The 24,735-nt window shown below is 72.1% G+C and carries 19 protein-coding genes; 16 read left to right on the top strand and 3 right to left on the bottom strand.

What is annotated here, in order from left to right:
- Positions 1–85 precede the first annotated feature (85 nt).
- From FHU30_RS25675 to FHU30_RS25665, 3 genes are all read left to right on the top strand, one after another.
- Entirely contained in the window at positions 86–1,186 is a 1,101-nt protein-coding gene (locus tag FHU30_RS25675) for a methionine synthase (protein ID WP_253879152.1), read from the top strand.
- Between the two features lie 85 nt (positions 1,187–1,271).
- Positions 1,272–3,548 carry an NAD-dependent DNA ligase LigA gene (gene ligA, locus FHU30_RS25670; protein ID WP_253879151.1) on the top strand — a complete coding sequence of 759 codons (2,277 nt, stop codon included), beginning with the start codon at positions 1,272–1,274 and terminating at the stop codon, positions 3,546–3,548.
- A 241-nt stretch (positions 3,549–3,789) separates the two neighbouring features.
- Positions 3,790–5,913: a putative bifunctional diguanylate cyclase/phosphodiesterase gene (locus tag FHU30_RS25665; RefSeq protein ID WP_253879150.1), complete on the top strand. Its 2,124-nt coding sequence runs from the start codon at positions 3,790–3,792 to the stop codon at positions 5,911–5,913.
- A 57-nt stretch (positions 5,914–5,970) separates the two neighbouring features.
- Here the strand turns inward: FHU30_RS25665 and FHU30_RS25660 are convergent, their stop codons facing one another.
- Entirely contained in the window at positions 5,971–6,213 is a 243-nt protein-coding gene (locus FHU30_RS25660; RefSeq protein WP_253879149.1) for a DUF6458 family protein, read from the bottom strand.
- 193 nt (positions 6,214–6,406) lie between these two features.
- Here FHU30_RS25660 and gatC point away from each other — a divergent pair, with 193 nt between their 5' ends.
- From gatC to FHU30_RS25625, 7 genes are all read left to right on the top strand, one after another.
- Positions 6,407–6,706: an Asp-tRNA(Asn)/Glu-tRNA(Gln) amidotransferase subunit GatC gene (gatC, locus tag FHU30_RS25655; protein WP_253879148.1), complete on the top strand. Its 300-nt coding sequence runs from the start codon at positions 6,407–6,409 to the stop codon at positions 6,704–6,706.
- Positions 6,703–8,214, top strand: coding sequence for an Asp-tRNA(Asn)/Glu-tRNA(Gln) amidotransferase subunit GatA (gene gatA, locus FHU30_RS25650; RefSeq protein WP_372503950.1), 1,512 nt, complete (start codon positions 6,703–6,705; stop codon positions 8,212–8,214). The genes gatC and gatA overlap by 4 nt, the downstream gene beginning before the upstream one ends.
- A 14-nt stretch (positions 8,215–8,228) precedes the next feature.
- Positions 8,229–9,713 (top strand): Asp-tRNA(Asn)/Glu-tRNA(Gln) amidotransferase subunit GatB, encoded by a 1,485-nt coding sequence (gene gatB, locus FHU30_RS25645; protein ID WP_253879146.1) that lies wholly within the window; start codon positions 8,229–8,231, stop codon positions 9,711–9,713.
- 81 nt (positions 9,714–9,794) lie between these two features.
- Entirely contained in the window at positions 9,795–10,535 is a 741-nt protein-coding gene (locus tag FHU30_RS47230) for a DUF4253 domain-containing protein (protein WP_253879145.1), read from the top strand.
- The gene (locus tag FHU30_RS25635; RefSeq protein WP_253879144.1) at positions 10,535–11,233 is read left to right on the top strand and encodes a DUF4253 domain-containing protein; all 699 of its coding nucleotides are present in this window, start codon (positions 10,535–10,537) and stop codon (positions 11,231–11,233) included. Before FHU30_RS47230 ends, FHU30_RS25635 begins: the two co-directional genes overlap by 1 nt.
- Positions 11,224–11,946 carry a DUF4253 domain-containing protein gene (locus tag FHU30_RS25630; protein ID WP_253879143.1) on the top strand — a complete coding sequence of 241 codons (723 nt, stop codon included), beginning with the start codon at positions 11,224–11,226 and terminating at the stop codon, positions 11,944–11,946. Before FHU30_RS25635 ends, FHU30_RS25630 begins: the two co-directional genes overlap by 10 nt.
- A gap of 89 nt (positions 11,947–12,035) precedes the next feature.
- The gene (locus FHU30_RS25625; RefSeq protein WP_253879142.1) at positions 12,036–12,650 is read left to right on the top strand and encodes a Uma2 family endonuclease; all 615 of its coding nucleotides are present in this window, start codon (positions 12,036–12,038) and stop codon (positions 12,648–12,650) included.
- Between the two features lie 9 nt (positions 12,651–12,659).
- Here FHU30_RS25625 and FHU30_RS25620 read toward each other — a convergent pair whose 3' ends face one another.
- Positions 12,660–13,781, bottom strand: coding sequence for a PQQ-dependent sugar dehydrogenase (locus FHU30_RS25620; protein WP_253879141.1), 1,122 nt, complete (start codon positions 13,779–13,781; stop codon positions 12,660–12,662).
- A 412-nt stretch (positions 13,782–14,193) separates the two neighbouring features.
- Between FHU30_RS25620 and FHU30_RS25615 the strand changes: the two genes are divergently transcribed.
- The 4 genes from FHU30_RS25615 (at position 14,194) to ilvC (ending at position 20,828) form a co-directional block, all read left to right on the top strand.
- Positions 14,194–17,193: a putative bifunctional diguanylate cyclase/phosphodiesterase gene (locus FHU30_RS25615; protein WP_253879140.1), complete on the top strand. Its 3,000-nt coding sequence runs from the start codon at positions 14,194–14,196 to the stop codon at positions 17,191–17,193.
- Between the two features lie 75 nt (positions 17,194–17,268).
- The gene (locus FHU30_RS25610; RefSeq protein ID WP_308211395.1) at positions 17,269–19,242 is read left to right on the top strand and encodes an acetolactate synthase large subunit; all 1,974 of its coding nucleotides are present in this window, start codon (positions 17,269–17,271) and stop codon (positions 19,240–19,242) included.
- A gap of 5 nt (positions 19,243–19,247) precedes the next feature.
- Positions 19,248–19,772: an acetolactate synthase small subunit gene (gene ilvN, locus FHU30_RS25605; protein WP_253879138.1), complete on the top strand. Its 525-nt coding sequence runs from the start codon at positions 19,248–19,250 to the stop codon at positions 19,770–19,772.
- Between the two features lie 24 nt (positions 19,773–19,796).
- Positions 19,797–20,828: a ketol-acid reductoisomerase gene (ilvC, locus tag FHU30_RS25600; RefSeq protein WP_504928370.1), complete on the top strand. Its 1,032-nt coding sequence runs from the start codon at positions 19,797–19,799 to the stop codon at positions 20,826–20,828.
- A 52-nt stretch (positions 20,829–20,880) separates the two neighbouring features.
- Here the strand turns inward: ilvC and FHU30_RS25595 are convergent, their stop codons facing one another.
- The gene (locus FHU30_RS25595; RefSeq protein ID WP_253879137.1) at positions 20,881–21,666 is read right to left on the bottom strand and encodes a hypothetical protein; all 786 of its coding nucleotides are present in this window, start codon (positions 21,664–21,666) and stop codon (positions 20,881–20,883) included.
- Between the two features lie 409 nt (positions 21,667–22,075).
- Between FHU30_RS25595 and FHU30_RS25590 the strand changes: the two genes are divergently transcribed.
- A complete protein-coding gene (locus FHU30_RS25590) occupies positions 22,076–23,611 on the top strand; it encodes a DUF2079 domain-containing protein (protein WP_253879136.1) in 1,536 nt (511 codons plus the stop codon).
- A 371-nt stretch (positions 23,612–23,982) separates the two neighbouring features.
- A complete protein-coding gene (locus FHU30_RS25585) occupies positions 23,983–24,618 on the top strand; it encodes a thymidylate synthase family protein (protein WP_253879135.1) in 636 nt (211 codons plus the stop codon).
- The last annotated feature ends 117 nt before the right edge of the window (positions 24,619–24,735 follow it).

Below are 24,735 nucleotides of genomic sequence, written 5' to 3'. Positions count from 1 at the left end.
CAAAAGGGGCGTGCGAAAGTGGTGAGACGGTTTCACGTCCCTGCGGCGCGGTCAAGGGATCACGAACCCGTTAGGCTGCCGTGACATGGCGTTTCCTCCTGACCCCGACCAGGCGTTCTCCCGCGACGGCGCGTTCTCCGGCGACGGGACGTCCTCTGGCGACGGTGCGTCCTCCAGCGGCGGCGGGGCGTTCCCGTGGAAGCCCGGAAGCGCGACCGCGGTCGGCTCCTACCCGGGCGAGGACGTCGCCGCGGTGCTGCACGTCGTGGCCGACACGCTGCCCGACCTGCCGCACCTTCCGGAGCTCCCGGCGCGCGGGGTCGGCGCGGACATGATCGGCCGGACCGCCGGGATGCTGGTGGACCTGCCCGTGCGGGTCGAGCCGTCCGGCTGGCGGCTCGGCGACCGTCCCGGACGCGACAACCGGCGCGCGACCGACCACCTCAAGCGCGACCTGGCCCTCCTGGACGAGCTGTTCCAGGGCTACGAGGGCCCGTTCAAGATCCAGGTCTGCGGCCCGTGGACGCTCGCCGCCTCGATCGAGCTGCCGAACGGCCAGCGCGTGCTGCGCGACCCCGGCGCCGTCCGCGACCTGGTCGAGTCGCTGGGGGAGGGCGTCGCCAAGCACGTCGCGGACGTGCGCCGCGCCGTCCCGGGCGCCGAGATCCTGCTCCAGCTGGACGAGCCGAGCCTGCCCGCCGTCCTCGCCGGTGCCGTCCCGACCGCAAGCGGCCTCTCGCGCGTGCGCGCGGTGGAGGCCCCGCTGGCCGAACAGCGCATCCGCGACGTCTTCGAGGCCGTGGACGGCGTCTTCCCGCTCGTCCACTGCTGCGCGGCCGACGTTCCGTACACGCTGCTGCGCGGCGCGGGGGCCAAGGGCCTCTCGGTCGACATGCGGTACGTCCCCAAAAAGGACGACGACGCCATCGGCGAGGCGATCGACGCGGGCGTCGCGCTGTTCCTAGGCGTCGTCCCCGGCACGGACGCGCCGCTGCCGTCGCTGGAGAAGACCGCCGCGCCCGTCCGGGAGCTGTGGCGGAGGCTCGGATTCCCGGCCGCGCAGAGGGGCGAGCAGGTGGTCGTCACGCCCGCGTGCGGGTTCGCGGGCGCCTCGCCCCGATATGTGCGTGCCGCCCTCCAACGCTGCCAGGAAACGGCGCGTATGCTCCACGAGACCGACGACTAGGAGGCCCGCACCCCGCCCTCGGAGCAGGACGCGACACCCCGTGCGAGGCCCCGGAAATGTCGGTGGGGCGCGCAAGAATGGGGGCATGACCTTGAGCGATGGCGGTTCGGCAGGCGGCGGTTCGGCGGCCAAGGCTTCGGCGGCCAGGGGTTCGGCGGCCAGGGGTTCGGCGGCAGGCGGCTCCGGGAGTGGGTCGGAGAGCGACGTCCCGGCGGACGCGCGGCGGCGGCACGCCACGCTGAGCCAGGAGATCGACGACGCCAACTACCGGTACTACGTGCTCGACCAGCCGACGCTGACCGACGCGCAGTACGACCGGAAGATGCGCGACCTCCAGGCGCTGGAGGGCGAGCACCCCGAGCTGGTCACGCCCGCCTCGCCCACCCAGCGGGTCGGCGCGCCGTTCGTCACCGAGTTCGCGACGGTGGCGCACCTGGAGCCCATGCAGAGCCTCGACAACGCGATGAACGCCGACGAGCTGCTCGAATGGAACGACCGGGTGGTCAGGGAGGTCGGCGAGGGCAAGGCGTCCTACCTCTGCGAGCTCAAGATCGACGGCCTGGCGGTCGCGCTGACCTACCGGAACGGCGTGCTGGAGCGCGGCGCGACCCGCGGCGACGGCCGCACCGGCGAGGACATCACGCTCAACGTCCGCACCATCGGCGCCGTCCCGGACCGGCTGTCCGGCGAGGGCTGGCCCGAGCTGCTGGAGGTGCGCGGCGAGGTCTTCCTGCCGGTCGAGGGGTTCGAGAAGGTCAACGAGGTCCAGGTCGAGCAGGGCAAGGAGCCGTTCGCCAACCCGCGCAACGCCGCCGCCGGCTCGCTCCGCCAGAAGGACCCGCGCGTCACCGCGTCCCGGCCGCTGAGCATGCTCGTGCACGGCTTCGGCGCCTGGGAGGGCGCCGAGCGGCCCACCTCGCAGGCCGGCACTTACGAGCTGATGAAGTCGTGGGGCCTGCCGACCAGCGACCGGTACAAGGTCTTCGAGACGCTCGACGAGGTCCGCGACTACATAGCCCACTACGGCGAGCACCGGCACGACCCCGCCTACGAGATCGACGGCGTGGTGGTGAAGGTCGACCAGTTCGTCCTGCAGCGGCGGCTCGGCTCGACCTCGCGCGCGCCGCGCTGGGCGATCGCGTGGAAGTACCCGCCGGAGGAGGTCAACACCAAGCTCCTCGACATCAAGGTCGGCGTCGGACGCACCGGGCGGGTCACGCCGTACGGCGTGATGGAGCCGGTGAAGGTCGCCGGGTCCACGGTCGAGCGCGCCACCCTGCACAACGCGGGCGAGGTGAAGCGCAAGGGCGTCCTGATCGGCGACACCGTCGTGCTGCGCAAGGCGGGCGACGTGATCCCCGAGATCGTCGCGCCGGTCGTCGGCCTGCGGGACGGCTCGGAGCGCGAGTTCGAGATGCCGACGCACTGCCCGGACTGCGGCACCGAGCTGGCGTACGAGAAGGAGGGCGACGCCGACATCCGCTGCCCGAACGCCCAGTTCTGCCCGGCGCAGCTGCGCGAGCGCGTGTACTACCTGGCCAGCCGCAAGGCGCTCGACATCGACGCGCTCGGCTACGTCGCCGCGACCGCGCTCACCCAGCCGCTGGAGCCCAAGGAGCCGCCGGTCAAGAACGAGGGCGACCTGTTCCACCTGACCGTCGAGCAGCTGCTGCCGATCCGGAGCATGGTCCTCGACCAGGAGACCGGCACCCCCAAGATCGACCCGAAGACCGGCGAGGACAAGGTCGTCACGTTCTTCGCGAACCTGGACGGCGAGCCCAAGAAGACCGTCGAGCTGCTGTTCGACTCGCTGGAGAAGGCCAAGCAGCAGCCGCTGTGGCGCGTCCTGGTCGCGCTGTCGATCCGGCACGTCGGACCGCGCGCCGCGCAGGACCTCGCCCGCGCCCTCCGCTCGATGGACGCGATCCGCGACGCCACCGAGGAGGAGCTTGCCGAGGTCGACGGCATCGGCCCGACCATCGCCGCGGCGATCAAGGCCTGGTTCGAGGTCGACTGGCACCGCGAGATCGTCGAGAAGTGGGCCGCCGCCGGGGTGCGGATGGCCGACGAGGGCGCCGACGAGGGCCCCCGCCCGCTGGACGGCGTGACCGTCGTGATCACCGGCTCGCTGGAGCGCTACAGCCGCGACTCCGCGAAGGAGGCCGTCGAGAAGCTCGGCGGCAAGGTCTCCGGCTCGGTGTCGAAGAAAACGGGCTTCGTCGTCGTGGGCGACAGTCCGGGCTCCAAGTACGACAAAGCCGTCAAACTCGGTGTTCCCGTGCTGGACGAGGACGGATTCGGCGTCCTGCTCGCCGACGGGCCGGATGCGGCCAAGGCCGTAACCGAACGCACGGAGGACTGACCTGCGGTGACATCGGTTCAAGTGACCAGCGGGTAGTTACTTAAGGGTACTTTTCGACTACCTACTGGTAGCATGTCCGTCCGGGGAGGGCATAACGGTACGTACCCATCCGGTTCCGCGAAGTTGCCCGAAAGCCGTACCCTCCCAGCTATCACGGCGGACACCGGGGCCGATCCTCCGGCCCCCGCGCACCTCCCGCCGCGCCGCCAGGGGAAGACCTCCCGGACCCCCCGAGGAAGTGATGAAGGACCCGAACAACACGCGGAACACGTCGCCGCGCCGGGGCTCCCCGCTGTGGATCTTCTTCGCCGCGTGCATCACGCTGGGCGCCGCGGCCGGCGCGGCGGCGCTCGCCGGGCTGGGCCGCCCCGACCTGGACGCGCTGCTCGGCAACCCGGTGTTCTGGATCCTCGGCGCCTTCATCGTGGTCGGCGAGATGCGCCCGATCATCGCCCCCGGCCTCACCGAGACCAGCGGCGCGACGACCTCCACGACGTTCTCCATCGCGGCCCTGCTCTACGCGGGCCTGCCGGTCGCCGCCGTGCTCCAGGCCACCGCCGCCGTGACCTGCGGGATCTTCCGCGGCCGCAGCCCGCACCGGATCGCTTTCAACGCCGCCCAGTACACCCTCAGCCTCGGCGCGTCCTCGCTGGTGCTGAGCGCGTTCGGGATCCACCCGTCGCCGACCTCGCCCTGGGTGCCCGGCGGCCGGGACCTGCCGGTCATCGCGCTCGTCGGGATCGCCTACTTCGTCTGCAACGTCAGCCTCGTCGGGTCGGCGATCGCGCTGCACGAGCGGATCACCCTCGTCCGCGCGCTGCGCTGGGACCTGCCGTACCAGATCCTCGTCCACCTGGCCCTGCTCGGCCTCGCCCCGCTGATGGTCATCGCCATGGACCGGTCCGCGGCGTTCGTCCCGCTGATCGTGCTGCCGTTCATCGCCGTCTACCTGAACGCCTCGGTCTCGGTCCGGCGCGAGCACCAGGCCCTGCACGACGGCCTCACCGGGCTCCCGAACCGCAAGCTGCTGATCACCCGCACCGAGGAGGCGATCGCCCAGCTCGGCGGGCCGTCCGGCGGGTCGCTGCTGCGCCGGAGCCCGGACGACCCGGTGCAGCGCGTCGGCCTGTTCCTGCTGGACCTCGACCGGTTCAAGGAGGTCAACGACACCCTCGGGCACCCCACCGGCGACCGGCTGCTGCAGCTGGTCGCGCACCGCCTCACGCACAGCGTCCGGCCCGGCGACCTGGTGGCGCGGCTCGGCGGCGACGAGTTCGCGGTGCTGCTGCCGACCGTCCGGGACGAGGCCGCCGCGCGTGAGGTCGCCGCACGGCTGCGCGCCGCGCTGAGCGAGCCCGTCCGGCTGGACGGCGTCTCCTTCGACCTGGAGGGCAGCGTCGGCATCGCGCTGTTCCCCGACCACGCGCCCGACTTCGAGCTGCTGCTCCAGCGCGCGGACGTCGCGATGTACCACGCCAAGGGCAGCCGCACCGGGGTAGAGGTCTACTCGTCCGACCGGGACCGCAACTCGCCCGCCCGGCTCGGCCTGCTCGGCGACCTGCGCCGCGCGCTGGACCGCGGCGAGCTGGAGCTGCGCTACCAGCCCAAGATCGCGCTGCGGGACGGCCGGCTGGTCGGCATGGAGGCGCTGCTGCGCTGGCGGCACCCCGAGCGCGGCGTGCTCGGCCCCGAGGAGTTCCTGCCGATCGCCGCGCAGACCTACCTGATGCGCGCGATCACGCACGAGGTCGTCGACATGGCGCTCGCGCAGGCCGAGGCGTGGTGGCGGGAGGGGCTGACCGTCCAGGTCGCGATCAACGTGTCCGGCCGCGACCTGCTCGACGCCAACCTCGCCGAGACCATCGCCGAGGGGCTGGTCGCCCGCGACCTGCCCGCCGCCGCGCTGCAACTGGAGATCACCGAGCGGGTGCTGACCGGCGAGCCCGCGTCCGCCTCCGGCACCGTCGCCGCGCTCACCGACCTCGGCGTCGCGCTCAGCCTGGACGACTTCGGCACCGGCTACTCCTCGCTCGTCCGGCTCAAGCGGCTGCCGATCGAGGAGGTCAAGATCGACTCCTCGTTCGTCCGGCGGCTCACCGGCTCGCCGGACGACGCGGTGATCGTCCGCTCGGTGGTGGAGCTGGTCGGCACGCTCGGCCTGCGCTCGGTCGCCGAGGGTGTCGAGGACGCCCAGACCGCCGCGCTGCTCCGCGAGATGGGCTGCGACGCCGCGCAGGGCTGGCACTTCGCCCACCCGATGGACGCCGTCCGCGCCACCGCCTACCTGCGGCAGGGCATGCACGCCGCCGGGCTGCCCGGCGACGGCGGCGTCTTCATGGAGCCCCCGGCACCGCGCCTCGCCTGACCTCCGGCGCCGAGGCTCGCCTGACCCCCGGCGCCGGTGCCGGCCTGCTCGGACGGCTCAGTAGCGGCGCCTCACATCCGGGTCCTCGTAGTAGCGCTCCTCCCGGACCGCGGGCGGCGGCGGGGGCGGGCCGCGCCGCGCGCTGAGGATCCGGGCGATGCCGATCACCAGTCCCAGCAGGCCGCCGAGCATGAGGATGAAGCCCACGACGCGGATGTCCACGCCGCTGAACCGGTAGTCGACCGCGTAAGCCAGGATGGCGCCGATGATGATCAGGGCGATGCTGCCGCCGATGGTCACCGCGCTCTCCTTCCGTCTCGGGGATTCCCGTTTCCCGTTCCCCGAGGACGGGGTTGAAACGGCCGCCCGGGCAGGTACGCCGCCCGCCCTGGGGCGGGGCGCGGGCGGATGCGGAGGTAAACGAGTCGGGTCAGAGGGGCGCGACCCATAGGATGAGGGGAAATCCTGTCAACCCGTAGGAACGGTTTCCCACATGTCCGCGATCACCCGTGACGAGGTCGCGCACCTCGCCCGGCTGTCCCGGCTGGCGTTGGGCGAGGACGAGCTCGACCACCTCGCCGCCCAGCTCGACCAGATCATCTCCGCGGTCGCGCGGGTGCAGGAGGTCGCGGCGGAGGACATCCCGCCGACCTCGCACGCGCTGCCGCTGACCAACGTCTACCGGGCCGACCAGAACCGGCCCGGCCTGACGCCGGACCAGGCGCTCGACGCCGCCCCCGCGGCCGAGCAGCAGCGCTTCCGGGTACCGCGGATCCTGGACGAGGAGGCGTGACCGTGAGCGAGCTGAACGGGAAGGGCGCCGCCGAGCTCGGCGCGCTGATCGCGTCCGGCGAGACCTCCGCCGAGGAGGTCGCCGCCGCGCACCTGGACCGGATCCACGCGGTGGACGCCGAGGTGCACGCGTTCCTGCACGTGGACCGCGAGCACGTCCTCGCGCAGGCGCGTTCGATCGACGAGCGCCGCGCGGCGGGCGAGGACCTCGGCGCGCTGGCCGGCGTCCCGGTCGCGCACAAGGACGTCTTCGTCACCAAGGACATGCCGACCACGGCCGGGTCCAAGATCCTCGAAGGCTGGCGGCCGCCCTACGACGCGACCGTGACCGCGCGGCTGCGCGCCGCCGGGATGGTCATCCTCGGCAAGACCAACATGGACGAGTTCGCCATGGGGTCGTCCACCGAGAACAGCGCGTTCGGGCCGTCCCGCAACCCGTGGGACCTCACCCGCATCCCCGGCGGGTCGTCCGGCGGGTCGTCGGCGGCGGTCGCGGCCTACGAGGCCCCGCTGTCCACCGGCACCGACACCGGCGGCTCGATCCGGCAGCCCGCCGCGGTCACCGGCATCGTCGGCATGAAGCCGACCTACGGCGGCGCGTCCCGCTACGGGATGATCGCGTTCGCGTCGTCCCTGGACACCCCGGGCCCGTTCGCCCGGAACGTGCTGGACGCCGCGCTGCTCCAGGCCGCGTTCTCCGGCCACGACCCGATGGACTCCACCTCGGTCGACGCGCCCGTCCCGCCGGTCGTGGAGGCCGCCCGCCGCGCCGACGTCGCCGGCCTGCGCGTCGGCGTCGTGAAGGAGTTCGCCGGGGAGGGCTACCAGCAGGGTGTCCTCAACCGGTTCAACGAGACCGTCGAGCTGCTGGAGTCGCTGGGCGCGAAGGTCGTCGAGGTCTCCTGCCCGAACTTCACCTACGCGATGCCCGCGTACTACCTGATCGCGCCGTCGGAGTGCTCGTCCAACCTGGCGCGCTTCGACGCGATGCGGTTCGGCCTGCGCGTCGGCGACGACGGCACCCGCAGCGCCGAGGAGGTCATGGCGCTGACCCGCGCCGAGGGCTTCGGGCCCGAGGTCAAGCGGCGCATCATGCTCGGCACCTACGCCCTGTCGTCGGGCTACTACGACGCCTACTACGGCAAGGCGCAGCAGGTCCGGACGCTGATCAACCGCGACTTCGCGGCGGCGTTCGAGCAGGTGGACGTGCTGGTCTCGCCGACCACCCCGACCACCGCGTTCCCGATCGGCGAGCGCGCCGACGACCCGATGGCGATGTACCTGGCCGACCTGTGCACCATCCCGGCCAACCTGTCCGGCAACCCGGCCATCTCCGTCCCGTGCGGCCTCGCCGACGAGGACGGCCTGCCGGTCGGCGTCCAGATCATGGCGCCGGTGCTGGCGGACGACCGCGTCTACCGGGTGGGCGCGGCCCTGGAGAAGGCCCTCGAAGACCGCTGGGGCGGCCCGCTGCTGGCGAAGGCCCCGAAGCTGGAGGCGGGCGAGTGAGCGTGGAGACGCCGATGAAGTACGACGAGGCGCTGGCGCGCTTCGAGCCGGTGCTGGGCCTGGAGACCCACATCGAGCTGGGCACCGCGTCCAAGATGTTCTGCGGCTGCCGCACCGAGTTCGGCGCCGAGCCGAACACCCAGGTCTGCCCGGTCTGCCTCGGCCTGCCCGGGTCGCTGCCGGTGACCAACCACGCCGCGATCGAGGGCATCATCAAGATCGGCCTCGCGCTGAACTGCGACATCGTGGAGTGGTGCCGGTTCGCCCGGAAGAACTACTTCTATCCGGACATGCCGAAGAACTACCAGATCTCGCAGTACGACGAGCCGCTCTGCGTCGACGGCCACCTGGACGTCGAGGTCGACGGCGAGACGTACCGGATCGAGATCGAGCGCGTCCACATGGAGGAGGACACCGGCAAGTCGCTGCACGTCGGCGGCGAGACCGGGCGCATCCACGGCGCGGACTACTCCCTGGTCGACTACAACCGCGCGGGCATCCCGCTGGTCGAGATCGTCACCAAGCCGATCACCGCGACCGGAGAGAAGGCCCCGCTGGTGGCCCGCGCCTACGCCGCCGAGCTGCGCGACCTGGTCCGCTCGCTCGGCGTCTCGGACGTCAAGATGGAGCAGGGCTCGATGCGCTGCGACGTCAACGTGTCGCTCATGCCGCGCGGCGCGTCCGAGTGGGGCACCCGCACCGAGACCAAGAACGTCAACTCGCTGCGCTCGGTCGAGCGCTCGGTGCGCTCCGAGATCGAGCGCCAGGCGGGCGTCCTCGCCGCGGGCGGGCGGATCACCCAGGAGACCCGCCACTTCCAGGAGGCGACGGGCACCACCACGAGCGGCCGGTCCAAGGAGGAGGCGCAGGACTACCGGTACTTCCCGGAGCCCGACCTCATCCCGATGGCGCCGTCCCGCGAGTGGGTCGAGGAGCTGCGCGCGTCGCTGCCCGAGCTCCCCGCCGCGCGCCGCCGCCGCGTCCAGGGCGAGTGGGGCCTCACCGACCTGGAGCTGCGCGACGTCGTGAACGCCGGCGCGCTCGACCTGATCGAGGACACCATCAAGGCCGGCGCCGACGCGTCCGCGGCCCGCAAGTGGTGGATGAACGAGCTGTCCCGCCGCGCGACCGAGCAGTCCGTCGAGCTGGCGGACCTGCCGATCACGCCCGCGCAGGTCGCCCGCGTCCAGGCGATGGTGGACGCCAAGGAGCTGAACGACAAGCTCGCCCGCAAGGTCTTCGAGGGCGTCCTCGCCGGCGAGGGAACCCCGGACGAGGTCGTCGCCGCCCGCGGCCTCAAGGTCGTCTCCGACGACGGCGCCCTGGAGAAGATCATCGACGAGGTGATCGCCTCCAACGCCGACGCCGCCGACAAGGTCCGCTCCGGCAAGGTCGCCGCCGTAGGCGCCCTCGTCGGCGCCGTCATGAAGGCCAGCCGAGGCCAGGCCGACGCCGGCCGAGCCCGCGAACTCCTCCTCAAGAAGCTCGACCAGGCGTAACGCACCCCCCAAACGGCCGCCGCCCACCCGGGCGGCGGCCGTTTGGAGTTCTGTCACCCGGAACCGCTACCGTCGCGTGCCGTGACCGAACATCCCCCCTTCGCGTCCCTGCCCGACTACCTTCCGGCGGGGCGGCTGATCGAGCCCGATCCCGACTTCCTCGGTGAGGGGCGGAGTCCGAGCCCTGTGCTCTGGATATCTGATGAGCCGCCTGCGGACGCCTTCGAGCTGTGGGAACGCCTTCGGGACGATCATCCGGACACGGGTCTGTTTCCACTGCTGCTCGACTCGTCCGGGGACCGGCCCTGGCAGGTGGGGGAGCTGAACCCCCACTCGCCGACGGAGATCGACGCCATCGACGTCGAGAAGCTCCTGCGCGACTGGTGGGACGACTCCGAACCGTGGCAGGGCCTCGCCGCCGCGTCCGCGCCGGAATGGGACCCGGACGAGGCGAACGCCGAGTCTGTGGACATCATGCTCGACGTCAACGCGCTGCGCGTCGGGCTCGTCCCGGCCGCCAACGGGCCGGACGCTCTCACCGCCGTGGGGTGGGACGGCCCTTGCAACCATGCGTCGACTCCGGAGATCTCGGCCGTCCTGCGCTCCTGGTCCGACCGCTTCGGCGCCCGCATCGCCCGCGTGGGATTCGACACCCTCTCGCTGACGGTCGCCAACCCGCCCAGCACCCCCGAACACGCCAGAGCCGTGGCCGCCGAACACCACGCCTTCTGCCCCGACAACATCAACCAGGGCGAGCACGACTTCGACGCCTACGCCGACCACCTCCAGAACCTCACCGTCTGGCACTTCTGGTGGGACTGATGGAGAACGCGCCCTTCGCGTCCCTGCCGGACGACCTTCCGGACGGCGGCGTCGTCCCCGGCCGTCTCCTGTGGGTCACCGACGAGGAGCAAGAGGAACCCGACCTCCTCTTCACCCGGCTCTACGAGGAGCGCCACGAGACCGGCCTCTACCCGCTGCTCCTGCAACCCGCCGACGGAACTCCCTGGTACGCCTCCCCACAGCAGCCCCGCCCGATCGTCGAACTCGACGTGGAGGCGCTGCTCCGCTCCTGGTGGCCCCAAGACGACATGCCTCCCTGGCCGGGCCTTGCCGAACCGTCCGTTCCGTCCGACCCGGACATGGCGGCGGTCGAATGCGCGGAGCTGCTGTCGATCGGCCTGGACATGGCCGTCGGTCTCGTCCCGGCGTCCCGCGGCGCCGACACCGTGGCCCTCCTCGGCTGGGACGGCCCCGTCCACCAGACGCAGGCCACCGAGGAGATCTCCGCGGTCCTGCGCTCCTGGGAAGACCGCTTCGGCGCCCGCGTCGTGATGCTGGGCGGCGCCACCCTCCATCTCTCCGTCGCCGCCCCGCCCAGCACCCCCGAGCACGCCAGGGCCGTCGCGGCCGAGCACTACGCCTTCTGCCACGACAACATCGACCAGAACGCCGACAGCTTCGACTCCTACGCCGAGTCCCTGACCAACGCCACCCAATGGGAGTTCTGGTGGGATTGACCAGCCCTGCTTTCGCGTCCCTGCCCGGAGACCTCCCGGAAGGGCGGCTCGTCGCGCCCGAGGGCGAGCCGGTCCTCTGGGTGAGCGAGCAGAAGCCCGAGGACGCCGTCCGGATCTGGAGACGCCTCTACGCCGACCGTGCGCGCACCGGGCTGTACCCGCTGCTGCTCGAATCCCTCCGGGGCGACGACGAACGCCCGTGGCTCGCCGGAGAGCTGAAGCCCCGACCCACCAGCGAGATCGACGGCATCGACGTCGAGAAGCAGCTGCGCGAGTGGTGGTCGCTCCCCAGACCCGGTTGGAGCGGCCTCGCCCCGCCGAGCCTCCCGCACGCGAACCCGGACGACACGGTCGCCGAGATCGTCCTGGACACCGACTTCTACGGCGCCGTCCGCATCGGACTCGTTCCCGCCGCTCGTGGCGCCGACGCCCTCACCGCCATGGGCTGGACGGGCGCCTGCAACAACGCGGAGACACCGCCGATCTCGGCCGTCCTGCGCTCCTGGGAGGACCGCTTCGGCGCCCACCTGGTCGCGGTCGGCTTCGACACCATCACGCTCGCCATCGCGGCCCCGCCGACGACCGCCGAGCAGGCCGAGGCCCTGGCGATCGAGCACGAGGCCTTCGTCTGGGACGAGCAGCACGACATGAGCGACGAAGAGTACGCCGAGCACCTCCAGGAAGCCCGAACCTGGGAGTTCTGGTGGGACTGACCATCACGCGATGCGTTGGGCCTGTGGCGTTGGGCGTTAGGCTTTGCGCTGGTAGCGACCACTGCGATGACTGGGGGCCGCGGACGGCGATGCCGGATGACCACTGGCTGCGCGACCTGCGGCCCCAACCGAGGCGAATGACGGCCGAGGAGTACGAGGCGCTCCCGGAGGAGATCGCCAAGACCATCGAGGTCGTGGACGGTTACGTCGTCTTCTGCGAGGCACCGACGCGCGAGCACCAGCGGGTGGTGCGGCGCCTGGCCACCCTCATCGAACGGTTCGCGCGGGACGCGATGAAGCGCGGGCACCCTTGCGTGGAGGTCGACTTCGACATCGACCTGCGCATCCATGACGTGCCGCTGCAGAATCGGCGTCCGGACGTGGTGCTGTACCGGTGCCTCGAACGTGGGGACGACGTTCTCCTGCGACCCGAGGACGCTCTGCTTCTCGTCGAGGTCGTATCGCCCGGGTCCGAGACGCAGGACACCGTCGACAAGTTCGGCGAGTACGCGAAGGCGGGCATCCAGCACTACTGGATCGTGCGCACGGGCGGCACAGGCGTGTCAGTGATCGAGCGCTATCAGCTCGACCGGGCGGCGGGGCTGTACAAGCACGTGGGCACCTTCATGAAGGAGGCGGGCGGCGAGCCTCGGGTGGGCGAGCCGTTCCCGATCACGATCGACTGGTCCGGGCTGGAGTACTGAGCTGCCTCCTCACTTCAGGGGGATGACCAGGATGCGGTCGTCGTCGGGTTTGGGGGTGCCTCGGTTGTCCTTGTTGCTGGTCGTCACCCAGAGGTTGCCGTCGGGGGCTCGGACCACGGCTCTCAGGCGGCCGTAGGTGTTGGTGTAGTAGGCGATCGGGGTGCTGACCTTGCCGTTCTTCAGGGGGATCTGCCAGAGGCGGGAGCCGCGGAGGGCGGCGGCCCAGAGGGAGCCGTTGGCGTAGGCGAGGCCGGACGGGGACGCTTCGGAGACGGGCCAGGTCAGCAGGGGGTTGGTGTAGCGGGGGTTCTTGCCGAAGCCCTCAACGGCGGGCCAGCCGTAGTTCTGGCCCTTCTGGACGAGGTTGACCTCGTCGAACCGGTCCTGGCCGAACTCGGTGGCGTAGAGGCGTCCCGCGTCGTCCCAGGCGAGGCCCTGGACGTTGCGGTGGCCCAGCGTCCAGACGGGGGTGTTGGCGGGGTTGCCGGGGGCGGGCTTGCCCTCGGGGGTGACGCGGAGGATCTTGCCGCCGAGGGACGCGGGGTTCTGCGCGAGGTCGGTGTGGTAGGTCTCGCCGGTGCCGATGTAGAGCATGCCGTCGGGGCCGAAGGCGATGCGTCCGCCGTTGTGGTTCTCGCCCTTGGGCGCGCCGGTGAGGAGGGGCTGCTCGGGGCCGAGCTTGTCGTTGTCGAGGGTGAGGCGCACCAGGCGGTTGTCGGTCGCGGACGTGTAGTACAGGTAGATCAGGTGGTCGGTCGCGTAGGACGGCGAGACGGCGACGCCGAGCAGGCCGCCCTCGCCGGACGGCGCCACACCCGGGACGCGGCCGAGGTCCGTCCGCTGCCCGTCCGGGGTGATCCGGAGCAGGTGGGCGGTGTCGCGCTCGGTGACCAGCGCGTCGCGGGACGGCAGGAACGCGATCGCCCACGGGACCGACAGGCCGGTCACCAGGTCGCGGGGGGTGCCCGCGACGGCGGAGCCGGGCGGGGGCGAGTCGGGGGCGGGCGAGACCGGGGGCGGGGTCTGCGCGGTGCGGGTGGGACTCACGGAGGTGCAGCCGCCGAGCAAAGCGGCGGCGAGAGTGGCGGCGGCGAGCCCCACGCCCGTCCCGGACATGCCGATGGTGCGCATAGGCCCATTCAATCCCCGGCCGGACGGCGGTCCAACCGCGCCCGGGCGATGACTACGCAGCGTGATGCCCGGCGTGTCGCGTGAAATCCGAGTGATCTTCGTGACAGCCGGTGGGACCGGGGGTCACGCGCCGTCTTTGTCGCCGGGAGGACGCCCAGCCTCAATCGCTCCGTGACCTACGGAACGTACATTGAGCATCACGGTGATCCCGTCATGCAGCAACGTCGCTGACCCACCGCCGGCGCAGCCTGGGCGCTCGCCGCCGCACCCCACGGCCGACCGCGCGCGGGGGCACGATCCGACCGGCGCCGGGCGCCCGGCCGGCGGGTGACGGGAGACGACACGCATCGGGTGCGCGCCTCGGCGCGCCGGGGACCGCGAGGTCCCGACGGGCAGGAGGGGACACGGCGCGATGAGCGGCGAGGGAGCCAGGCGGCTGCCGCCCTGGGCGGTGCCGGTCGGCATGGTCGCGGTCATCGGTGTGCTCTACACGCTGGGCTCGATGCTCGGCTGGGGCGGCCCGGCCTATCTCGGCTGGGCCGAGACGGCCGCCGCTGCCGCCGCCGCGGCGTGCCTGCTGCCGCTGGCCCTGCGCCGCGACCGCACGCCCGGCGAACCAGCCGCGACCGGGGCCGAGGCCGAGATCGAGGACACCGGCGGCGAAGCGTCCGCGAGGATCTTCGGACGGCCGTCCTGGCGGTGGTTCGGCATCGCGGCGGCCGCGTGGGGCGTCGGGGCGCTCAGCCGGACGCTGTCGGCGATGCTGCACGGCGGCGGCACGCTCGCCCTGTCGGTCACCGACCCGTTCTACCTGGTGGCGATGTTCGCGCTGGTCACGGGCCTGGTCGTGCCGATCAGGCTGCCGCGCCGGCCGCGCCTGTGGGCGCGCTACGCCGCCGACACCTACGTCTGCGTCGCCGGGCTGTTCGTGCTCGGCTGGGTGGCGCTGTTCGGCACGCTGTACCACCGGTCCGGCGAGTCGCCGAGCGAGTTCCTGCTGGAACTGCTGTACCCGCTGGTCGGGACGGTCCTGGTCTGCGGTTCGCTGCCGTTCGTGGTGGGCGCGGACCGCGGTGACCGGCGTCCGGCGTGGCTGGCGTACGGCGCGCTGACCGCGTTCGCGGGCGCCGACATCGTGACCACCGTCGTCCGGTTGCGCGGCGGGGCCCCCGCGGACGACCCGGCCGACATCCTGCGGCTCGCGGGCCTGCTGCTGCTCGTGCTGATCCCGTGGCTGCCCGGCGACGGCGGGCCCGCGGTCGAGCCGCGCCGCGGCCGGATGATCGGCCCCGGCCTGGCCACCGCCGCCGTCGCGGCGCTCGCCGCGCTGTTCGTCGCCGGGCACAGCCTGACCGAGCAGTCCGGCTCCGACCCGGTGGTGCCGGTCGTCGCCGGGACGGCCACGCTGGTGCTGCTCGCGCGGCTGGCCGAGCTGCTGCGCGAGAACGACTCGCTGCGCCGCGCCGTCGAGACCGGCGAGGACCACTTCCGCGCGCTGTCGGAGAGCATCAACGACGCGGTGCTGATCTGCGACCTGGACGCCGTCGTGCAGTACGCGAGCGCGGGCGCGCTGCGCATCTACCGGTACGAGGCGTCCGACCTGCTGGGCCGTCCGCTGGGCGACATCATCCACCCCGAAGACCTGCCGCGCGTGCGCGAGGTGTTCGCCGCGTTCCTCGCCGGGGACGACGAGCCCGGGCTCGCCGCCCTCCGCGACCCCGCCTCCGACCTGCTGCCGGACGCGCCCGACTCGTCCGACGGCCTGGACGGCGACGGCCTGGACGGCGGCGTCGCGCCGGTGCTGACCGGACGCGATCCGGGCCAGTCGCTCCGGGTGGCGTGCCGAGTACGGGCCGCGGACGGCACGTGGCTGCCGACCGAGTCGACGGTGTCGCGGTACGCGGGCGCGGGCGGCGCGCCGTCCCGGCTGCTGGTCACCACCCGCGACCTGTCCGAGCAGGCCGCGCTGCAGCGCCAGGTGGCGCACCTCACCTTCCACGACGGCCTGACCGGCCTGCCTAACCGCGCGTACTTCGAGGAGCGCACCCGCGAGGTGCTGTCCCGGCTGGAGCACGCGGCGCGCGGGCGCGGCGAGGAGGCGGCCGAGCCGGGCACGGTCGCGGTCGTCTTCGTCGACCTGGACGGCTTCACCGACATCAACGACTCGGCCGGGCACGCCGCCGGCGACCAGGTCCTCGCGCAGGCGGCGCGGCGGCTGCGCGGCACCGTCCACGCGGACGACACGGTCGCGCGCTGGGGCGGCGACGAGTTCGCCGTCATGCTCCAGCTCCCCGGCAGCGACTCGCAGGCCGCGGTCGAGCTGGCCGAGCGGCTGCTGCGCGTCCTGTCGACCGACCCGTACCTGGTGGGCAGCAAGCACATCGCGCTCACCGCGAGCGTCGGCATCGCGTTCACCGGCGACTCCGACCCGCCCGAGGAGGTCGAGCCGGGCAGCGGCGCGGCGCTGCGCCGCAGCGCGGCCGACCTGATCCGCAACGGCGACCTGGCGATGGCGCGTGCCAAGGAGCTGGGCGGCGGACGCGTCGAGGTGTTCGCGCCGCACATGCACGCCGACGCGGTACGCCGCCTCGAACTGGGCAGCGACCTGCAGCGGGCGCTCGCCGAGGAGGAGTTCGCGGTCGAGTTCCAGCCGGTCGTGGAGCTGGGCACGTCCCGGGTGACCGGGGTGGAGGCGCTCGTCCGGTGGTGGCGGGGGAGCGAGCCGGTGCCGCCGGAGGAGTTCATCGGGCCCGCGGAGGAGTCCGGGCTGATGATCCCGCTCGGCGACTGGGTGCTGCACGAGGCGTGCCGGGAGGTGGCGCGCTGGCGCGCGGACTCCTGGGACGTCGGCCTGTCGGTGAACTTCACCGCCCGCCAGATCGCCGCGCCGCGGTTCGTGGAGTCGGTCGCGGCGGCGCTGGAGCAGACCGGCCTGCCGCCGCACGCGCTGACCCTGGAGGTCCGCGAGGAGGTGCTGGTCGAGGACGGCGGGCAGAACGTGCAGCGGCTGTCGCGGCTGCGCGACCTCGGCGTCCGGCTGGCGATCGACGACTTCGGCACCGGCTACGCCTCGCTGGCCTACCTCGGGCAGCTCCCGGTGGACATCATCAAGATCGACCCGTCCTTCGTGGCCGGGCTCGGCCGGGACGAGACGCTCACCCTGCTCACCCGGACGATCGTCCGGCTGGGCCGTGACCTCGGTCTCACCGTGGTCGCCGAGGGCATCGAGCGGCCCGAGCAGCTGGAGCTGCTGCGCGAGATGGACTGCCCGCGCGGGCAGGGCTTCCTGGTGGCGCGCCCGATGGCCGCCGGACGGGTCGAGTCGCTCGTCCGGACGAACCTGCGCGGCACCCCGGGCCAGATCGGCCTCCCGCTGGAGGGCTCCGCCCTGACCAACGCCCCGACCACCTGACACTTGCGCCGACCCGCGCCGACCCGCCTGGCGTCCACTTTCGCCGGTCACCCACATCTCACATAGTGAGACAAAGTGTCCAAGGATTTGACCGGCGGGTGGAACGTCGGCCAGAGTGGTGACCGTGCAGAGCATCCACACCCTTCTCGTAGTACTTGGTCGGCGCGCAGGCTGATCAAGCACTCCCACCTGCGCGCTTCCCTCGACCGCCATCCGGGCGGGCGGGGGTTTTTTGTTGGCCGAGCGACCCGAAGCACACCCGCCTCCGCCCGGACGCGGGCCTCTCCCCAAGGAATCGGAACCATGACGACCGAACAGATGACGGGAGCCCAGGCGCTGGTCCGCGCCCTGGAGAACGTCGGCGTCGACACCGTGTTCGGCATCCCGGGCGGGGCGATCCTCCCGGCCTACGACCCGCTCTTCGACTCCCGCAAGATCAGGCACATCCTGGTCCGGCACGAGCAGGGGGCGGGGCATGCCGCGCAGGGCTACGCGCAGGTGACCGGGAAGGTCGGGGTGTGCATGGCCACCAGCGGCCCCGGCGCCACGAACCTGGTGACGCCGATCTCCGACGCCTACATGGACTCGGTGCCGATGGTGGCGATCACCGGCCAGGTGGCCACCTCGCTGATCGGCACCGACGGCTTCCAGGAAGCCGACATCTCCGGCATCACCATGCCGATCACCAAGCACAACTTCCTCGTCACCAAGGCCGAGGACATCGGCCGGACGATCGTCGAGGCGTTCCACATCGCCTCCACCGGACGTCCCGGGCCGGTCCTGGTCGACATCGCCAAGGACGCGCTGCAGGCCACCTTCGACTTCGAGTGGCCCGTCCAGATGCGGCTGCCGGGGTACCGGCCGGTGACGCGGCCGCACTCCAAGCAGGTCCGCGAGGCGGCGAAGCTGATCGTCGAGTCGTCCCGTCCCGTCCTGTACGTCGGCGGCGGCGTGCTGAAGGCGAACGCGGCGGCCGAGCTGAAGGTGCTCGCCGAGCTGACCGGCGCGCCGGTCGTCACGACCCTGATGGCGAAGGGCGCGCTGCCCGACAGCCACCCGCTGCACATGGGTATGCCGGGCATGCACGGCGGTGTCGGCGCGGTCGGCGCGCTGCAGCGCTCGGACCTGCTGGTCGCGCTCGGCGCCCGGTTCGACGACCGGGTCACCGGCAAGCTGGACGGGTTCGCGCCGAACGCCAAGGTCGTGCACGCCGACATCGACCCGGCGGAGATCTCCAAGAACCGGCAGGCGGACGTCCCGATCGTCGGCGACGCCCGCGAGGTGATCGCGGACCTGATCGTCGCGATCCAGGCCGAGCACGACGCGGGCCGCCGCGGCGACTACACCGACTGGTGGCGGCAACTGGACGCCTGGCGCGACACCTACCCGCTCGGCTACGACCTGCCGGAGGACGGCACGCTGTCGCCGCAGTTCGTCATCGAGCGCATCGGGCAGCTCGCCGGTCCCGAGGCGTACTACGTCGCGGGCGTCGGCCAGCACCAGATGTGGGCGGCGCAGTTCATCAAGTACGAGCGTCCGGGCGCGTTCCTCAACTCGGGCGGCGCGGGCACGATGGGCTACTCCGTCCCGGCGGCGATGGGCGCCAAGGTCGGCAAGCCCGACTCGGCGGTCTGGTCGATCGACGGCGACGGCTGCTTCCAGATGACCAACCAGGAGCTGGCGACCTGCGCGATCGAGGGCATCCCGATCAAGGTCGCGGTCATCAACAACGGCAACCTCGGCATGGTCCGGCAGTGGCAGACGCTCTTCTACAACGAGCGCTACAGCAACACCAACCTGCATTCCCGCCGGATCCCCGACTTCGTGAAGCTCGCCGAGGCGTACGGTTGCATCGGGCTGCGCTGCGAGCGCCCCGAGGACGTGGACGCGGTGATCGCCAAGGCCATGGAGATCAACGACGTCCCGGTCATCATCGACTTCGTCGTCCACCAGGACGCCATGGTCTGGCCGATGGTCGCCGCCGGCACCACCAACGACGACATCAAGATCGCCCGGGACATGGCCCCCGACTGGGAGAACGGAGACTGACCCCGATGAGCCAACACACCCTCTCGGTGCTGGTGGAGAACACGCCGGGCATCCTGGCGCGGGTCGCCGCCCTGTTCTCCCGGCGCGGCTTCAACATCGAGTCGCTCGCGGTGGGCACCACCGAGCACCCCGACATCTCCCGCATGACGATCGTGGTCAACGTGGAGGACCTGCCGCTGGAGCAGGTCACCAAGCAGCTGAACAAGCTGATCAACGTGCTCAAGATCGTCGAGCTGGACCCGTCCCAGTCGGTGCAGCGCGAGCTGGTCCTGGTCAAGGTCCGCGCGGACGCCGAGACGCGCTCGCAGGTGCTGGAGACGGTGTCGCTGTTCCGCGCCAAGGTGGTGGACGTCGCGCCGGACGCGGTCACCATCGAGGTCACCGGCAACCGCGACAAGCTGGACGCCTTCATCCGCGTCCTGGAGCCGTTCGGCATCAAGGAGCTCGTCCAGTCCGGCATGGTGGCCGTCGGGCGCGGCGCGCGGTCCATCACCGACCGCTCGCTCCGCGCCATCGACCGCTCCGCCTGACTTCCCACTGACAACGACGCGCCGATGACAGGGACGCGCCGACACAACGAAAGGCACATAGCAGTGGCTGAGATGTTCTACGACGACGCCGCCGACCTGGGCGTCATCCAGAACCGGCACGTCGCCGTCATCGGTTACGGCAGCCAGGGGCACGCGCACGCGCTGTCGCTGCGGGACTCCGGCGTGGACGTCCGGGTCGGCCTGCGCGAGGGCTCGGCCAGCCGGGAGAAGGCCGAGGCCGAGGGCCTGCGCGTGCTCACCCCGCGCGAGGCGGCCGAGGAGGCCGACCTGATCATGCTGCTCGCGCCGGACCACCACCACCGCGAGATCTTCGAGAACGACATCAAGCCCGCTCTCGTCGAGGGCGACGCGCTGTTCTTCGGCCACGGCTTCTCCATCCGGTACGGCCTCGTCCAGCCGCCGGAGGGCGTGGACGTCGCCATGGTCGCGCCGAAGGGCCCCGGCCACCTCGTCCGCCGCCAGTTCACCGCCGGACGCGGCGTCCCGGTGATCGTCGCGGTCGAGAAGGACGCGTCGGGCAAGGCGTGGGACCTCGCGCTCTCCTACGCCAAGGGGATCGGCGGCCTCCGCGCGGGCGGCATCAAGACCACCTTCACGGAGGAGACCGAGACCGACCTGTTCGGCGAGCAGGCCGTGCTCTGCGGCGGCGCGTCCGAGCTGGTCAAGACCGGCTTCGAGGTGCTGACCGAGGCGGGCTACCAGCCCGAGGTCGCCTACTTCGAGGTGCTGCACGAGCTCAAGCTGATCGTCGACCTCATGTACGAGGGCGGCATCTCCAAGATGTACTGGTCGGTGTCCGACAACGCCGAGTACGGCGGCCTCACCCGCGGCCCGCGCGTGATCACGCCGGAGACCAAGAAGGCCATGGAGAAGATCCTCGGCGAGATCCAGTCCGGCGAGTACGCCAAGGAGCTGATCAACGAGTTCGAGTCGGGCCAGGCGAAGTTCGCCGAGTACCGCAAGCGGACCGCCGAGCACCCCATCGAGGAGACCGGCGCCAAGCTGCGCCCGATGATGAGCTGGCTGAACGACTGACGCCGGTTTCGTTGTGAAGGGCGGGCGCTCCGGCGTCCGCCCTTCGCCCTTCTCAGCGGCCGAGGCGGCGGCGGATCTTGGCGCGCAGCGGCTGCGGCTTCGGCGCCGTCCTGACCAGCAGCGCCAGGTGCCCGCCCCGGGTCAGGTACAGCCAGGCCTCCGCACCGTGCTCCGGGACGGCCCGGATCGCCTCGTCCAGCTTGAACCCCGGATCGCGGACGCTGCCGAACCGCGCCTCCCGCCCGATGCCGAGCGCGGTCGCGGCGACGTGCGCGTCCCAGCGCCCGACGCCGAGGACGGCCGGGTCGACGGACGCCTCGAACCCGTCGTCCCCGGACTCCGCGGCGATCCGGTGCTCGGCTCCCGTGCGCCGCTCGCGCATCACGATGTCCACGGCGGTGCGGTGCGTCTCGACGCGCTCGACGATCGCGTAGCCCGCGATGCGGACCCGGCCGTCTTTCCACCCGGCCGCGTCCAGCCGGTGCTCGACGCCGACCTCGGCGGTGATGTCGGCGTCCTGCCGGGGGACGCCGCGCAGGTACGGGTACATGGCGTAGACCCGGCCGCCGACCACGACCGCGCCCGCCGGGCTGCCCGCCACCTCGTCGCGGATCAGCCGCTCCAGCTCGTCCCGCAGGCCGTGCTGGATGCAGAACGCGCGCAGCCGGTACGACGCGGGCAGGCACGCGCGGACGTCGTCGCTCAGCCCCGCCTCGCCGAGGAACCGCCGGGTGCCGTCCACCAGGCGGTCCCGGTGGGCCCGGTCCAGGTCCAGGAAGCGGTGGTCGTACACGCGCAGGACGTCGTGCAGGACACTGATCGTGCAGTCCGAGGTCACGGGGCTCTCCAGGTCGGGCGGGTTCCACGGTTACGTTAAGGGTCGAGGCGACGCCGCGGAGCCGAATCGTCACAGCGTGTCGTCGCACTCCCGCGCCGAGCCGCGATCACCGCCCGCGCCGAGCCGCGATCGCTGTCCGGCGGCGAGGCGTGGTCGCTGTCCGGCGGTGAGGCGTGGTCGCTGTCCGGCGGTGAGGCGTGGTCGCTGTCCGGCGGTGAGGCGTGGTCGCTGTCCGGCGGTGAGGCGCGATCACCGCCCGCGTTGAGCCGTGGTCGCCGTCCGGCGCCGAGGTGTGATCGCCGCCGAGGTGTGATCGCCGTGCGCGGCGCCGTGGCCGGATCGGGCGGCGGGTCGGGCGATCGCGGGGACCGGGAGGCGGGGTGTGAGGACGGCTGGTACCGTCCCGCTGGTGGCTGCTCCGGTGACGGCGGGTGACGCGACGGGAACGTGGGGGCGCGTCCGGCCGGGTGGCCGTGCGGCCCCCCTTCTGCTTGCCGTCGCGGCCGCGTGCCTCTACGCGGCGTACGCGCTACTGCGCCTCCGCTCGTTCCGGACGAGCACGTACGACCTGGTCATCTTCGACCAGGCGGTGCGCTCGTACAGCCGCCTCAACGGGCCGATCGCGCCGGTCAAGGGCGTGCACAACGGGTTCGGGCCGCACTTCTCGATCCTCGGCGACCACTTCTCGCCGATCCTGGCGCTGATCGCGCCGTTCTACCGGCTGCACGACGGGCCCGCGACGCTGCTGGTCGCGCAGTCCGTCCTGTTCGCGCTGGCGATCGTGCCGATCTGGGCGTTCACGGCACGTCGGCTCGGCAGCACCGCGGCGCTCTGCGCGTCGCTCGCGTACGCGCTGTCGTGGCCGATCGCCGAGGCGCTCCGGTTCGACTTCCACGAGGTCGCGTTCGCGCCGCTGCTCACAGCCGTCGCGATCGAGCGGTTCGACGCGGGCCGGCGGTGGCAGGCGGCGGTCGCGGCCGTCCTCCTGCTGCTGGTCAAGGAGGACGCCGGGCTCCTCATCACCGGCTTCGGCCTCTACCTCCTCGCCCTGCGCCCGCGCACCCGGACCGACCGCGCCTGGGCGTTGCGGGGGGATCGGCCGCTGGGCATGGCGCTGGTCGTCCTCGGGCTCGTGACGACGCCGGTCGCCTCGCGCGTGCTGGTTCCGGCGTTCGGCGGGAACGGGAACTACTACTTCGCTTATGGCGCGTTCGGCCCGGACATGAAGGCCGCCGCGCTGCACCTGCTGACCCATCCGTGGGACGCGGTGAAGGCGCTCGGCACGCCTCCGGTGAAGCTCGGCACGATGACGCTGCTGGTCCTGCCGCTGCTCGCGCTGCCTCTGGTGTCACCGCTGACGCTGGTGGTCGTCCCGCCGCTGCTGGAGCGGATGCTGTCCAGCAAGTTCGACAACTGGTGGGCGCCGCACTACCACTACAACGCCTTCCTGGTCGCGACCCTCGTCCTGGCGGCGGTGGACGGCGCGACCCGCGTCCAGGAACGCGCGGGGGAGCGGGCTCGTTCGCGGGAGCGGCTCGGGGAGCGGGCGCGTTCGGAGCGGGAGCGGCTCGGGGTGCGGTTGATGGCGGGGATGCTGGCGGGGACGCTCGTGCTCGTGCCGTTCTTCGCGTTCCGCACTCTCGCCGACGGTTCGCTCTACGTCCGGGACGCGCGCGCACGAGCGGCGGCCGCGGCCGTGTCGCGGGTGCCGTCCGGTGTCGAGGTCGAGGCGGTCAACCATGCGGGACCGGCGCTGTCCGGACGGGCCCGCGTGCTGCTCTGGGACCGGACGCCGCGCTGGGCCGACTGGGTCGTCGGCGACGTGCGCTACGTGCAGTTCCCGTTCGAGTCGGTGGGGGAGCAGCGGGACCGGGTGGCGCTGCTCGAACGGTCCGGCTACCGGACGGTCTTCGCCCGGGACGGGTACGTCGTCCTGCACCGATGACCCCAGGCGTCGCGGCGGGGTCGCGGGCGCTGCGTTGGACGGACCGTCCAAAACCGGCGAGTCAGCACGGCGCGTAAAGATTTCCGGTACCGAAGGGCGAGGAGAATCTACCCTTTTGGAGCTCCCTGTCGGATACTGAAGTCAAGCCGCTACGGCCGCGGCGATTCTGCGCACCCGCGCGAACTGCGATTGTGGCCGCGCCCCGAGCGGCAGTGGGGCGAGAGTGATGGACGGCACGATCGCGTACCGGCCCCAGGGGGGCGGCCATTACGCGCGGATGGTGAACATCTGCCGACGGAGCGGCGGACGAGAAGGTAATTCTCTGCAATTCCTTGCGGTCCGTCCGGAACCGGCGCCGGCGGAGGTGTGAGGTGATCCCGGCGGCGGGGAACGACCTCCAGCACTGGGAGACGTGCGGCGACGCGTGGATCGCGCTGCTGCGGCACGTCTGGTCGGCGGGCGAGGCCGGCATGGAGGATCTCGGGCCGATCATCGAGGGCCCGCCCGTGCTCTTCGAGATCGCCTCGCTGAGCTGGCAGGACCCGGTCCTGTCCCGGTACGGGGACCGGAACCGGCTCGCGCGCTGGGCGAGCGCGCCCCGCGGCCGGGACGACCTGGCGGGCGGCCTCGGCGCCCGGCTCCGCGACCTGCACGGCGTCGACCAGCTGCACTGGGCTGCCGACCTGCTGCGCGCCCGGCCCTGGACGACCAGCGCGTGGGTCTCGCTGAACGACCCGGGCGACCCGGCCGACACTGTTCCGTGCCTGGTGGCGCTGGCCTTCAGGCTGCGCGCGTACCGGCTGGTCATGACCGCGATGTTCCGCTCGCAGAACGTGCACCGGGCGTACCTGTCGTACATCCCGCTGCGCGAGGTGCAGCTGGAGGTCGCCGACGAGCTGGGCCTCCCGGCCGGGCCGATGCGCGTCTTCGTGGACGTCCCGCACGTCGCCGTCCGGGACGCGGACAGCGTGGCGTCCATCCTCGCCGCCCAACCCGAAGCCGCCTGACCACCGCCCGGTCCGCGGCCGTCCGAGCTTCTGGCGTCTTGCCCCGATGCGGACGCGCGGGCGCGTGAGTTCCTTGTTTGCGCAAGCGTGACCAAGATCACGAGTGTCGTTACCCAG

It is taken from the genome of Actinomadura rupiterrae (assembly GCF_024172125.1).
Classification (GTDB): Bacteria; Actinomycetota; Actinomycetes; order Streptosporangiales; family Streptosporangiaceae; genus Spirillospora; species Spirillospora rupiterrae.
This window is presented reverse-complemented; position numbering and strand designations above follow the sequence as displayed.

Bases quoted from the DNA above. Each gene is read 5' to 3' on its own strand.
- FHU30_RS25620 (WP_253879141.1), bottom strand. From the start codon at position 13,781: ATGCGCACCATCGGCATGTCCGGGACGGGCGTGGGGCTCGCCGCCGCC.
- FHU30_RS25665 (WP_253879150.1), top strand. From the start codon at position 3,790: ATGAAGGACCCGAACAACACGCGGAACACGTCGCCGCGCCGGGGCTCC.
- FHU30_RS25635 (WP_253879144.1), top strand. From the start codon at position 10,535: ATGGAGAACGCGCCCTTCGCGTCCCTGCCGGACGACCTTCCGGACGGC.
- ilvC (WP_504928370.1), top strand. From the start codon at position 19,797: ATGACAGGGACGCGCCGACACAACGAAAGGCACATAGCAGTGGCTGAG.
- FHU30_RS25615 (WP_253879140.1), top strand. From the start codon at position 14,194: ATGAGCGGCGAGGGAGCCAGGCGGCTGCCGCCCTGGGCGGTGCCGGTC.
- gatB (WP_253879146.1), top strand. From the start codon at position 8,229: ATGAAGTACGACGAGGCGCTGGCGCGCTTCGAGCCGGTGCTGGGCCTG.
- FHU30_RS25625 (WP_253879142.1), top strand. From the start codon at position 12,036: ATGCCGGATGACCACTGGCTGCGCGACCTGCGGCCCCAACCGAGGCGA.
- ligA (WP_253879151.1), top strand. From the start codon at position 1,272: ATGACCTTGAGCGATGGCGGTTCGGCAGGCGGCGGTTCGGCGGCCAAG.
- ilvN (WP_253879138.1), top strand. From the start codon at position 19,248: ATGAGCCAACACACCCTCTCGGTGCTGGTGGAGAACACGCCGGGCATC.
- gatC (WP_253879148.1), top strand. From the start codon at position 6,407: ATGTCCGCGATCACCCGTGACGAGGTCGCGCACCTCGCCCGGCTGTCC.
- FHU30_RS25675 (WP_253879152.1), top strand. From the start codon at position 86: ATGGCGTTTCCTCCTGACCCCGACCAGGCGTTCTCCCGCGACGGCGCG.